This is a genomic window from Paenibacillus amylolyticus, assembly GCF_036894225.1.
GTDB classification, from domain to species: Bacteria; Bacillota; Bacilli; order Paenibacillales; family Paenibacillaceae; genus Paenibacillus; species Paenibacillus amylolyticus.
The window spans coordinates 3458245-3471388 of sequence record NZ_CP145892.1; the positions used below are offsets into that span (position 1 = coordinate 3458245).

Sequence of the window (13144 nt, forward strand, 5' to 3'; positions counted from 1 at the left end):
TTTATTTCCTAACATTATACAAAAAGGGGAATTAATTTTGATATAATATAACTTGCTTGTTATTTTACTATTCGAAGGAGATTCATAATGAGGTACTCTTGGTGGGAATTCACGTTTTATTTGGTTGTATTGATGTTTGTCTTGTTTATGCAAATAAACGAATATCCTCTATTTCTGATTGTGGGGGTTGTAGTCGTTACCATTCTTATCGCCTTTATTAAGCATGTTTTTTATCCTTTAGTATTTGATAAGCGCATAGATCGTTTAGAGTGCTTTTTATCAAAGCAGCAAAATACACCTGGGACATACATTATTTATGTTCTTGCAAACAGACTTGATGATGAGGTAGAACTAGTTATGGAGCAAATTATGCAGAAATATAAGCGAAGAACAACACAAGCACAGTTCAAGGCAGCTTACGGATTATATCGCAAGGATATGTTTGCCATTCGGCAAGCTGTACCTCATATCGGCTTATCGGACTACCGTACATATTACGAAACCATTCTACTCTTGGAAGACGGGAAAAGTGAAGATGCGCGTGAAAGACTTCAATCCATAAAAAAACAGTGGATGCGATCAACATTGCTCGTGGGTATTGAACTCAAAGCAGAAAACCGCGATACCGCTATTCAGCACGCGCATGAAGCACTTAACTCTTCCAGAGGTGTTAATCGTTATGTTTTATATAAGGAATATGAAAGAGTATTACCAGAGGTAGTTGGACACATATCGTAAGATGGTGAAAATCTTTCGAAAAAATAAACCGTGCTTCACGGTTTATTTTTTTTCATTTGCTAGCAGCGGTGTGAGTCCATCCTTAGCAAAAATAGAGGGTAGAATCGTCAATAACCTCTCACGGGTAAGGGGATCATCGTAGTTCCAGCCAGCTTCTACTATATGTACTTTACTGGGTAACAACATGCCAACCAAACTTTGGAGCGGAGAAGGTATATTTACATTCATCTCCTCCTGAGGTATCATCACGAAGTTTCGGTCTCCACCGTATTGTGTGATTTTATTGTGATCAATTTGTATCCAAGGTCTGCCATTAATGATCAGTTGATTTACGGATTCGGTGGGTCGAAAGCCAAGTGATTCATACACGGTAGCGGCAAATCCCGTCTGTCCCATAACATATATGTTCTTACCCAGCAACAGATAGACAGTTGCTCGTTCTCCTGCAATATAATCATCCGCCAATTGTCGCCGTATCCTCCTGACACTTTCCTTATAGCGGTCGATCCACTGTTCAGCCGTTCTGCTTCGGCCGAAAAGATCCGCAATATAACGAAGACGCTCAAAAGTGCTGGTTGATTCGCGATAAACGATGGTAGGGGCAATGGCGTCCAGTCGAGGTAACTGCTGCTCACTATAGTTGCCTAGCAGGATAAGATCAGGCTTCAGCAGGGAGACTTGTTCCGGTGCGCCTTGCAGTCCAATGTCCGGGATCTGAAGCAGTTTGTTCCGATATATGACTTGTGATTTCATTGTAGTTATACCCGCACCGACTGGACGGATACCTATAGCAAGCAACTCACCAAGGGTATTGGTACCTGTGGCCACGATTCGTATAGCCACATCAGGGAGCGAAATCTGCCTGCCGAGGGAATCGGTTATCGTTCTTTGCCTGGTACGTCTTAGTATATTGGCGTATTCCCGTGGAGGGTGTCCTGTGAGCTGATGAAAGCGCCGACTGAAATAATACTCATCCTTAAAACCGACTTGTCTGGATATTTCACGCAAGGTATCGCTAGAACTGGACAATAGCTTTTTGGCATGCTTGACTCTAAGCTCTGCCAGGTAATCGGTCGGCTTCTTGCCAGTAATCACTTTAAACAATTTGCTATATTGCCATCGAACCATGCCGGCTATTTCCGCCAAAAGCTCTACGGTCAGATCCTCGTTGTAGTGCTGCTCCATATAGCTGAGTGTACGCTGTACCGCTTGATCATTTTGCACTGGCGGAGCAGCGCTTTCTAGCTGAGCCATCAGGCTAAGTATCAGTTGCAGCCGGGCCTGAGTAACTGCTGATTTTGAATGATGCGTAGGCGTGAATTTCTTCTCCTGCAACCGATTTTGCTTGTTGGATTGCAAAGGCAGCGGAGAAATCCAGTCTTCACTTGCAAACGCAAGTTTTATAGTAGAAAGAGACAGCCTGTAAGGAAAGCCCAGAATAAGAGGAGGGCAAGCCGGAAGCAGAGTCAACTGATCCACTTGAAAAGAAAGAAAGGTCAACCGGGCTACATGCGCTTGCTCTTTTATCGTTTGGAGAATGTAGGATTGCTGAGTAGGGAGCAGAATACAACTGCCTTGGCTCAGATCTTGGGAGATGTTGTTTGTTAACACCCGAATTCCATGATCCAGAGCAATAAGCAATGTATATTCATTGGCAGCGTTGCTCTTGATTGACGGATTATGATGATTGGTTTCCTGCAGTGGTGTGAGCTGAAGCAGATCATGCTGCTGCAGTTGGATGTAAAGGGAAGCCATTTGCATTCTGGAGCACTCCGATCTAGTGATAATAATTCTCAATTACTAGTTTACCACATTTTACACGTTAGATAATGTTTCGTTGCAGACATTATTACACGTAGCAGAAGTTTACAAAATCCAAAAATCCTCCATAACCCAAAGGGGTTGGAGGATTTTTGACGTTATCTATGCGATATTATTGATTCATCCATTTCGGTAGTTCATCAAGCAATTGCTCCAGTGCCAGTAGGTTGTCGGTATTCCAATCGGCTGATGCTGTGTAAACGTGTCCTTGCTGAACGGCCGGCAATGTTTTCCATAGTGTGCTCTGTAACAACCGATCAGATTCAGCTCGACTTTCGTCATTATCCAGCGTTAGGACAAAGAGATGATCTCCTGCATAGTCCGGCATTAGTTCTTCCGAAAGTTCGACGAATGTTAGCTCCTTGTCGATAATGTTTTGCTGAATTGCTGGTGGAATTGCAAATCCGTGCTCTTGATACAAGACTACACCCAATGAACGATTGCCCATCACATAGAGCTGTTTACCTAACTGCAAGAAGATGGTCGCTGTCTCGCCCTCTGCCACATTCAGCTTGTCCCACATCGCTTCCGCTTTTGTATCAAATCTGCTGATCCATTGCTCTGCCTCATCCTGTTTGCCAAAAATGTTGCCAAGTTCGCGTACGCGTTCCGTAAATGGTAACGCCGAGTTGAACGGAATGGTAGGCGCAATCTTCGAAAAAGCGGTGTTTCGGTCAGCATCTTGGTTATAACCATTCAAAATCAAGGCAGGCTGCAAGGCTGTTATTGCCTCCAAATCACCAGGATTTCCGACATCATCAATACCTTCTAATCGGTCTACAATATAGCTTTCGGAAGCATGAATCAGATTGGCTCCAACGACGGAAATATCCATGGCCAGGAGATCTCCAAGTGTTGAACCAAGATAGATCACCCGTTGCGGCTGAGTGGGTATTTCAATCACTTCGCCTGTTTGGGTTGTATAGCTTTTTGTCGTTTGTTCGTTGGTCTTCACAGCTTCTTGTGAAGGGGCGCTTTCCGAACGGCTGCATGCTGCAAGGACGGATAGAAGAAGGAAGCATGCTCCCCATATGAATAGGTGTTTCTTAATTGTACTGTTCATCATTGTTTCCCCCTGAGTTCTCTTTTTCTCATTGATAACCATTATCAATTACAACGTAATTATAGGTGCCTTTTCAGCGTCTTACAATGAAAAAAACGCAGTGAATTTATTTGTACAAATGTCAATGCGTGCATCTATTTGTTCGTTGCTTTGTTTTCAATCCGCAGGTGTGTTGTCATCGGAGTATGCGTGATCAAAAACAGCTTGCTGTATAAGGAATTAATAACCTTTGGATAATAATGACATTGACAACTGCAGGTTTTTCCAAAATAATAGTATGTAATTGAATACTGGTACCTTTAATTCAGTCCAGAGAGGCTGGCAAGGGCAGCGGATTTCATAATCACGCGAGAATCAGGGCTTATCCCGACATGGGATGCTCTGTGTCTTCGCGCGGATTATGATGCAAAAAGAGGCTACTTGTCAGTGTATAACTTGACGAGTAGCCTCTTTTTTCTGCTTTTTTTGGTATCAGATACACTTTACGTTGGGGGTATTCTGATGAGCAAACAAGATCAAGAGTTTTCATGGCAAGCTGTGCCGAAATCGCAAAGAAACCACTTTTGGAAGACGTTATCCGTCATGCTCGGTTTCACATTTTTCTCAGCAAGCATGCTGGCAGGAGGCACGTTGGGCGTAAGCTTGACGTTCATGGAGTTTATTGGCATCGTGCTTGCAGGCAATCTGGTGCTCGGTATCTATACAGGGGCACTGGCACATATCGCCGCCAAAACGGGCCTGTCCACACATCTGCTCGCTAAATATGCGTTCGGCGCAAAAGGGTCGTTTCTGCCTTCATTCCTGCTAGGCTTCACACAAGTCGGATGGTTCGGAGTAGGCGTAGCCATGTTCGCGATTCCAGTCGCCAAAGCCATGGATTGGAACGTGTACCTGTTGATTATCGTGTTCGGACTTGCCATGACAGCATCAGCCATTTTCGGCATGAAGTCACTCGTCATTCTCGGATATATCGCGGTTCCTGCGATTGCCATTCTCGGTGGTTACTCCATGTTCGAAGGTGCAGGTTCGCTGGGTGGTCTGCAAGGGTTGCTTGATTACACGCCGACTCAGTCGCTTACCGCGGCGGCAGCATTAACGATCTGTATTGGATCATTCATAAGCGGCGGAACGCTGACACCCGATTTTGCCCGGTTTTCCCGGACATCGAAACAGGCAGTTACTGCAACAGTGATTGCATTCTTCCTGGGTAACTCACTCATGTTTCTGTTTGGTGCAGTTGGCGCAATGGCCTATAACCTGGCTGATATCTCGGAGGTCATGTTCCTGCAAGGATTGATCATCCCGGCAATCATCGTTCTGGGCCTGAATATCTGGACAACCAACGATAATGCACTGTACGCTTCGGGTCTTGGTTTTGCGAACATCACCAAAATCTCAAAGAAATTCTTCGTCATCGTAAACGGCATCGTGGGTACCGTATTCGCCATGTGGATGTACAACAACTTCGTCAGTTTCCTAAACGTACTGGGCGCGGCGGTACCATCGATCGGGGCAATTATTATCGCAGATTACTTCATTGTGAAACGTAGAAACTATAAGCCATTTGCCGACATGTCATTCAAAAATGTAAACTGGGTAGCGATGGTGGCTTGGGCCATCGGCGTTGCATTTGCCCAACTGGCTCCTGGCGTAACACCATTGAACGCACTACTTGGTACAGCAGTGGCCTATATCGTCTTGATGCTGATTGTTCCTGCCAAAGAAACCAAAGAAATGGGGAAAATAAATGATTATACAGAACGCAAAATTGCGGGGTAAAGAAGGACTATGGAATATCGTTGTGAAAGACGGAAAGTTTGAACGAATTACACAATCGCTGGAAGTGACCGAGAATGAAGAGGTCCTGGATGTTAACGGATCGCTTGTGCTGCCACCGTTTATTGAGCCGCATATTCATCTCGATACAACGCTCACTGCAGGTGAGCCGGAGTGGAATCTAAGCGGAACGCTGTTCGAAGGCATCCAACGCTGGTCGGAGCGCAAGGCTTTCTTGACACATGAAGATGTCAAAACACGCTCCAAAACGGCACTCAAGTGGCAATTGGCACAGGGCATCCAGCATGTACGGACTCATGTGGACGTTACCGATCCAAGCTTGATCGCAGTTAAAGCGATGCTTGAAGTAAAAGAAGAAATGGCTCCATATATGGACATTCAGCTTGTTGCTTTCCCACAGGAAGGCATTCACTCTTATCCAAACGGGGCAGAATTGCTGGAAGAGTCACTGAAAATGGGCGTTGACGTGGTCGGCGGCATTCCACACTTCGAATTCACACGCGAATACGGCGTTGATTCAATGAAAGTTGCGTTTGATCTGGCCGAAAAATACGACCGTCTGATCGACATCCATTGTGATGAAATCGATGACGAGCAATCCCGTTTTGTTGAAGTCGTTGCCAAGGAAGCTTACGAACGTGGACTGGGTTCACGCACAACGGCAAGCCACACAACAGCGATGGGGTCATATAATGACGCTTATACGTACAAATTGTTCCGTTTGCTGAAGATGGCTGATCTGAACTTTGTCTCCAATCCGCTGGTTAACATTCACCTGCAAGGACGCTTCGACACGTATCCGAAGAGAAGAGGGCTGACGCGTGTCAAAGAGTTGCAGGAAGCAGGTCTGAATGTGTGCTTTGGTCACGATGACATCTTCGATCCATGGTATCCGCTCGGTACAGGCAACATGCTGCAAGTACTGCACATGGGGATTCATGCTTCGCAGTTGCTTGGTTACGACCAGATCGTGAATTCGATCGACCTCATTACAAAAAACAGCGCAAGAACGTTACACATTGAGGATGTATACGGTATTGAAGAAGGTAAACCTGCTAACTTCATCGTACTTGAAGCAGAGAACGAATATGAGGCTGTTCGCAAACAAGCTGGCGTACTTTATTCCTACAGAGGCGGCCGTAAAATTGCGGAATCGAAGCCGCGGGACACATCCATCATTTTTGAAGGCGGTACAGAAAAGGTTACTTTTAATAAATAATGAAGAAAATATACTCCCATTAAAGTCGCTATTTTAGCGGCTTTTTTTCTTTTTTGTACTGTCTACATACAATAAGAACCAAACATTCAGCTTGTCTTAAGTGCTTCACTAGAAGCCTGCTTCCCGCCTTTTTTACGAACAAAACTAATGATCAGCAGTAGCAGGGGTAACAAGCCAAATAAAAAAATGGACATATTGCCAAGAAAATCACCCAAAGCTAACGTTTCCTCCAGGTTTTTAGGCAAGTAAGCAATTACATACAAGACTGGCAACATGGCGAATTGTATGCTCGTAATATTTTTGAGACGAAACAAATCTCGGATCCCGATTGCCGCAAAATAGTGTTTAAAAGCATAGGTTGCAAAGATCTGCATCAGCCAAAACACAATGAACAGTGATTCATATCGCTCAAAAAGAAACCCCTCAATTTCAAAACTTCGAACCATGTCGAACGTTGGCCACATTCGTGTTTGAATTCCTGGCAAAGATAAGTTTCCTACAACGGTAACAATCGTGACCAAATATATGATCGTACAACTAAGTATGCTGTATATAGCAGCTTTATTGCTTGCTTTCACGTCCACCATGTAAGCTGTGATGATGAGTAAAACTTCATATCCAGAATAGGAGAGACACGAAGGTTTAAGACCCTTCAACACAGGCATGAATCCATCGCCCAGAAGTGGTCTGAGGTTATTAATTTCAAACATCTTGCTGCTTAAAAGGAAAACCAGCGCTAACAACACAAGCGTAACGGGCAACACAATTGAAAAGACCCGGATGATGACCTTAAGACCACCCGTTAACATATAAATACCAATCCACAAACTGACCATAATGGTGACCCAAGTAGGCGTGCGCTCAAGGATGTACATACTTGTAATTTCGGCCATGACTCTAACTTCGAATGAACAAAGAACAACAAAATACACGATAATTAAAAGTCCCAATAGATAAGCAATCCACTGACCTGTGATTTCGGGTATAAATTCGAATACCGTTTTACCGGGGAATCTACGACACAAGGTTACAAGAAGAATGCTGATTGTGGTTACAATTAATCCTGATAAAATGACAGAAATCCATACATCTGGTGTCCCTACTGCTTTACTAATTGTGCGAGGGAGTGTTAGAATTCCAGCTCCGAGTATTGAATTGATAACTACAATAATTACCTCGGAGGTATTAATATTAGATGTGGATTGCTTCATTTGGCCTTCGCTCCAAACCGGAGAATATATTTCTAGGTAGTATCGCCCAACGCAGTTGTTTTATGTAAAATAAGTTGGAATGATATAATGTAGAGATATCCAATAATGAATTGAAGATGAGGATGCAGGTTATGCCAAAGAACGATAATATGTTAGCCATTCTATGGATGCTGAATTCAGGCACCAAAGTAACTGCAAAACAGATGTCCGAAAAGTTAGAAATCAATATAAGAACCGTATATCGATATATTGATACATTATGTGCCAGTGGAGTACCGATCATTTCCGATACGGGTCACAACGGAGGGTATAGCTTGCTGAATCAGCATATCAAAGCACCTCTGTTATTTGATATTGATGAAAAAAAGGCACTTCTCCAAGCTGCTGTGTTTGCAAAAGAAGCTGGATACCCTTTGAGTGAGGCATTGGACAATGCAACATCCAAATTGAAAATGTATACAAATCAGGATCAGGAAAACACACTTCGCCGTCATTTAGACGGGTTTAACGTTATCAATCGCATGGGAGATCCATCCGTTCAGACGATCTTGGCGGAATTGGAGCAAGCCGTGGCTAATGATTGCTCTGTCGAAATTGATTATCGCAGAAGCCGTGAGGAACAACCCAAGAATAGAGTAATAGACCCATATGGAATGGTTTACTGGAATAATAAATGGTATACCATTGCGTTTTGCCACTTGAGAAATGAATTTCGCAGCTTTCGGGCAGATCGTATTCTGCGAATCAAGCTTACTCCGCTCCGCTTTAAGCGTTCGGAAGCCTTTTCTGCTCGTGAATTTTTTCTGCAAAGTTTATTACCTGATGTAGGAGGGAAAGAGGGGTTAATTTCCTTGGTTATCGAAGGCCGATCAGAGGCATTGGATGACTTGGGGCTGCATTGGTTTATGGGACATTATCTGAAAGAGCGGACTTCTAATCAAGCCATCTTTTTATTTGATGAAAAATCAATTGATACATACGTCCCCTATTTTCTCCTATCCTATGGGAAGTCCATTCAAGTCATCGAACCACAGCGTTTGAAGGACAGACTTGTTGCTGTTGTATCCGAGTTAATGGAATACTATCAACTTTAACAACTTCACTGACAGCATTTGAACTCATCGGATTTTGATCAGGGAACTTGATAAAGAACTTGATAAAAAAGTTGCGAAGCTTTGCTGCTTTGGATATGATTATCTAATGTTCGATTAAAAAAATACTTATGTAATCATTTAATGATAAAAGACAGTGAGGTAGAAAAAATGATCGCAAGAACAGAAGAAGATTTTAATGGCTTGAAGGAAATTGGCAAAATTGTAGCTTCTATTCGAGATGAATTGGTTCAAAGAACCATCCCAGGCATAACGACTAAAGAACTTGATGATTTGGCAGGAGAGCTTTTTGAGAAAGCTGGCGCAGTTTCTGCTCCAAAAAGTGAATATAATTTCCCGGGATTTACTTGTATTAGTGTTAATGAAGAAGTGGCACATGGTATTCCGGGAGATCGGGTTATTCAAGAAGGGGACATCGTCAATATTGATGTGTCGGGCTCCAAGAACAGTTATTTTGCAGATACGGGACTCTCGTTTGTCGTAGGCGAAGGTGCAGAAGTGTTAACGAAAATATGCGACGTTGTTAAATTGGCATTTGAAGCAGGTCTAAAAAAAGCAAAACCGGGCTCCAAAAAAAGCGGGATCGGAAAAGCCGTATTCCAAACTGCTAGACAGCATGAATTAACGGTTATCAAAAACCTTACAGGACATGGTGTTGGACGTGGAATACACGAAGCACCTGACCACATCTATAATTATAATGATCCATCGGATGATGAATTGTTAAAAGAAGGTATGGTTATCGCATTCGAGCCATTTATTTCAACTTCAGAAGAAGAAGTAGTCCAAACTGGAGATGGCTGGACCTTTGTTACTAAAAACAGCTATGTAGCTCAAATAGAACATACCATTATCCTTACTAAAAATGGTCCGATTATTGTCACTCTTTAAGGTGTTCAAACTGAAAGTCGCTAAATTTAGCGACTTTTTTTGTTTTTGTTTTATTGGTACGTCAAAGTAAATCAAAATATAAACGTTCGCTTATTAATTTATGTTGAAATTATGGAAGGATTTAACGTATATTTAGATCTGATCTTTATGTTATAGACAGAGGTGATTGATTGAGCACAACAAAAAAGCGCGTTCAAGTCATTGATGGACTGCGTGGATTCAGTCTGGTCGGCATTGTACTGGCGAATATGCTGGCTTTCCAATATGGAATGTATGGCCAGAGCAAACCCCAACTGTTCGGGATTGGCGGAGCAGATCAGGCTTTCCTCTCATTCCTGCTGATCACTGTGGTGGGCAGTTTTATGCCGATTTTTGCATTTATGTTTGGCTTTGGAATGGTTAAGCTCTCGGAAAGCCTAAAATCACGAGATTTACGACCAAAGTGTCATCTGGCACGCCGTTTTCTACTACTGTTTGGAATCGGATTACTGCACATCATCTATCTATGGGAAGGGGATATCCTTACATTTTATGGTGTACTCGGTTTCTTCTTGCTCATGTTCCTTAATCGGAAGCCCAAAACGCTACTCATATGGGCGGTACTGCTACTCATGGGAGCGGGCATACTTGGTCTCCCGGCATCTAATCCGATGAACCCGCTGGCGATTGAGTCCATTAATATGGAGAACTACATCATTCAAAGTCAGGATGTATACGGCAACGGCACATACGCGGAAATCAGGAATTTCAGTAATAACGGCGATCCATTCGGCGGGGATTTGGAGCTGTCATTTGCCCTGATAGCCCTGATGTTAGCACCACTCATGACGGTGCCGATGTTCCTGCTCGGCATGCACGCTGCCAGAATAGGCACGTTTAGCGATCCCCAAACGATGCGAGCTATATATCTTCGCCGGGCATCGTTATTGATTCCGGTAGGTTTGATACTCAAAGCATACGGTGTATTGGCACCACAATTGGGTGCGGAAGGTTGGCTCGGAATCGGAATCGGGGGGACGCTTGGAGGAGCGTTGCTTGCACTCGGATACATATACGCATTCGCGCTGTTGTATGCTGGAAACCACCGTTTCAGCCTGATGGGCAGGTTCGAGGCGGTCGGCCGTCTCTCGTTGACGAATTATCTGATGCAGAGCGTAATCTGTACAACAATTTTCTATGGATATGGCCTGGGACTGTTTGGAAGTGCTGGCGTGTTTATCGGAGCAATTATTGCGCTTGCTGTCTACGTTATTCAATTGTGGCTCAGTCCGCTATATCTTAAGAAATTTAGCAATGGACCTGTCGAGTATATCCTACGGATCTGGACTTATCTGTCCTGGAAAGGGCAGCCAAGAAAGAAGAAAAGATCAAATTTAACTACGAATGAAAACGCGCCTGGTGTTCAGTAAGCATAAAGTGTTATCGTGAAACGCAAAAAGAAGCTCGTTCCACCAAAAGAAAGGGCTTCTTTATGCCGTAACGATCATCTTCCTAATGTTTCCTGTTATAATTAGTAATTATTTATAGATTCAACATATCAACCCTAATACATAAGCTAACTAATATAGTGCGGGCAGTGGTAAGGTAATGCGAAATGAAAGATGAAGCATATACATTCAACTGTTTCCACTCAAGCTTGAAAGGATCATTATTGTGCTAAAAATAATTAATTTTCTTCTTTTCTTGCTGATCATTTGGGTAGTCATCTTTTATCCTTTTCGTTTTGCTTGGTTTGAAGGTTTGAAACAGATTCCTGCAGATCTTCATGTTATTTATTTACTTTTCTTGTTCTTTGGGTATCTGATCTGTTCATCGGCTATGGGACTTATGGTTGGCAAGATGTTTTTTAAACGAAAAGAACAGTGAGTATGTGTAAGTATGGAGGTTGGAGAATTATGAAGTTACATACTAAAAGACTTTCTCAAGAAATAGAAGATCTACACTCAGGGAAATATTTTTCATAGAATACTCTGCTGGAGATGAGATATTCAAGAGTTTGAGTCATTGGTTCTATAATATCATTCAAAGTCGCTAAAGCAGCGACTTTTTTTGTTTAATCCATGTAATTGCCTATCTCAAGGGTTGAGGGGAAAGAACTTATTTCAATGATCGATTAGATAATTTTTGCTTTGAATAGGCCTCCACTCGCATCAACCAGTGGGGTGGAAGCAATGAAGGAGTTTGCTACATTACAGCCTTACGCCTGTCCTGCCCAGATTATTGACTTGGGTAGTGACTCAGCGAATCTGGAAAAGATTATGGATGCGAGACCTGATGTCCAAGAATGTGAAAGATGAAACACTTATTTTTAGTAGATATCCCAAGATTTTTTGAGTAAGGAGTTTCTATTATGCACATAATAATAAGCCAGCTATTATATTTAATAGCTGACTTTCTTTTTATTCAAAAGAGAGCTATTCCCAATTAGCTGCGTGTTTTTGAATTAGATTAATCATCTGTTTCATTGCAGGTGAAATCCACTTATCTTTGTGATATGCCAAATATGTGGATATTGTAGGGCGGTCAGACTCAACTTCTTCGCCTTGAAATTTTTTGGATTTTAATTCTTCTTTGACAGAAAAGTAAGGAACCATCGAAATGCCTAGTCCGTTTTTCACACATTGCTTAATCGCTTCGATACTTTGGAACTCTATACTGTTCATAACATCGACTTTTTTATAATTGATGTAATCCTTGAATACAGATTTGTAACTGCAGCTACGTTCCGTATATAACACAGTTCCTTTTGCATGGTTTTTCTCATGAGGGGGACTAATAAGGACCATTTTTTCTCTCACCAAACGTTCGCAGTGTAGTTCGGGAGCTCCCCATCCCTCTTTTTCTAAGGCAACAAGCAGGTCAATCTCACCATTTTGAACAGCTTGAGAGACATCTTGGTAGTCAAGTGATTTGAGCGAAAGGTTAACTTGCGGATATTTCTCACCATACTCAACCAATAAAGAAGGTATGCGACAGATCATTAAGGATTCCGAAATACCTAGTGTCAAATTTCCCGAGGGCTCATCATTTGAAGTAAGTGCTTGCGTATACAACTCAATAATTTTATGAGCATACGGCAGAAATTGATGTCCGTATTGTGTGAGCACAACTTGTTTACCTAAGCGATCAAAAATAGGCTTACCGAACTCTTCCTCCAATTCTTTAATATGTGTCGTGACAGAAGATTGAGCATAACCGAGATGTTCAGCTGCTTTCTTAAATCCTCCTTTTTCAACAATAGTTTTTAATGTAATCAAATGGCGGAGTTCCATAGATACCCTCCTAAAGTGAG

Annotated in this window: 11 protein-coding genes; 7 read left to right on the forward strand and 4 right to left on the reverse strand. The window is 42.6% G+C overall.

Annotated features, from left to right (window positions below; genetic code table 11):
* Positions 1 to 120 precede the first annotated feature (120 nt).
* Positions 121 to 738 (forward strand): hypothetical protein, encoded by a 618-nt coding sequence (locus V6668_RS15455; protein WP_338708874.1) that lies wholly within the window; start codon positions 121 to 123, stop codon positions 736 to 738.
* Between the two features lie 42 nt (positions 739 to 780).
* On the opposite strand, the gene V6668_RS15460 is transcribed toward V6668_RS15455, so the two are convergent.
* Positions 781 to 2499: an AraC family transcriptional regulator gene (locus V6668_RS15460; RefSeq protein ID WP_338706016.1), complete on the reverse strand. Its 1719-nt coding sequence runs from the start codon at positions 2497 to 2499 to the stop codon at positions 781 to 783.
* Positions 2500 to 2671: 172 nt separating this feature from the next.
* The gene (locus tag V6668_RS15465) at positions 2672 to 3625 is read right to left on the reverse strand and encodes an ABC transporter substrate-binding protein (RefSeq protein ID WP_315372610.1); all 954 of its coding nucleotides are present in this window, start codon (positions 3623 to 3625) and stop codon (positions 2672 to 2674) included.
* Between the two features lie 498 nt (positions 3626 to 4123).
* Between V6668_RS15465 and codB the strand changes: the two genes are divergently transcribed.
* Positions 4124 to 5401, forward strand: a complete 1278-nt coding sequence (codB, locus tag V6668_RS15470) for a cytosine permease (protein ID WP_338706019.1) — start codon at positions 4124 to 4126, stop codon at positions 5399 to 5401.
* Positions 5370 to 6638, forward strand: coding sequence for a cytosine deaminase (locus V6668_RS15475; protein ID WP_338706021.1), 1269 nt, complete (start codon positions 5370 to 5372; stop codon positions 6636 to 6638). The genes codB and V6668_RS15475 overlap by 32 nt, the downstream gene beginning before the upstream one ends.
* 86 nt (positions 6639 to 6724) lie before the next feature.
* Here V6668_RS15475 and V6668_RS15480 read toward each other — a convergent pair whose 3' ends face one another.
* Positions 6725 to 7849 (reverse strand): GerAB/ArcD/ProY family transporter, encoded by a 1125-nt coding sequence (locus V6668_RS15480; RefSeq protein WP_338706022.1) that lies wholly within the window; start codon positions 7847 to 7849, stop codon positions 6725 to 6727.
* A 131-nt stretch (positions 7850 to 7980) separates the two neighbouring features.
* Between V6668_RS15480 and V6668_RS15485 the strand changes: the two genes are divergently transcribed.
* From V6668_RS15485 to V6668_RS15500, 4 genes are all read left to right on the forward strand, one after another.
* Positions 7981 to 8943 carry a helix-turn-helix transcriptional regulator gene (locus V6668_RS15485; protein WP_338706023.1) on the forward strand — a complete coding sequence of 321 codons (963 nt, stop codon included), beginning with the start codon at positions 7981 to 7983 and terminating at the stop codon, positions 8941 to 8943.
* Positions 8944 to 9111: 168 nt separating this feature from the next.
* The gene (map, locus tag V6668_RS15490) at positions 9112 to 9852 is read left to right on the forward strand and encodes a type I methionyl aminopeptidase (protein WP_036615705.1); all 741 of its coding nucleotides are present in this window, start codon (positions 9112 to 9114) and stop codon (positions 9850 to 9852) included.
* Positions 9853 to 10022: 170 nt separating this feature from the next.
* Entirely contained in the window at positions 10023 to 11261 is a 1239-nt protein-coding gene (locus V6668_RS15495) for a DUF418 domain-containing protein (protein WP_338706024.1), read from the forward strand.
* Positions 11262 to 12023: 762 nt separating this feature from the next.
* On the forward strand, positions 12024 to 12149 hold the full coding sequence (locus V6668_RS15500; RefSeq protein ID WP_268745227.1) for a hypothetical protein: 126 nt from the start codon (positions 12024 to 12026) through the stop codon (positions 12147 to 12149).
* A 117-nt stretch (positions 12150 to 12266) separates the two neighbouring features.
* On the opposite strand, the gene V6668_RS15505 is transcribed toward V6668_RS15500, so the two are convergent.
* Entirely contained in the window at positions 12267 to 13124 is an 858-nt protein-coding gene (locus V6668_RS15505) for a LysR family transcriptional regulator (RefSeq protein ID WP_076317857.1), read from the reverse strand.
* Positions 13125 to 13144 lie beyond the last annotated feature (20 nt).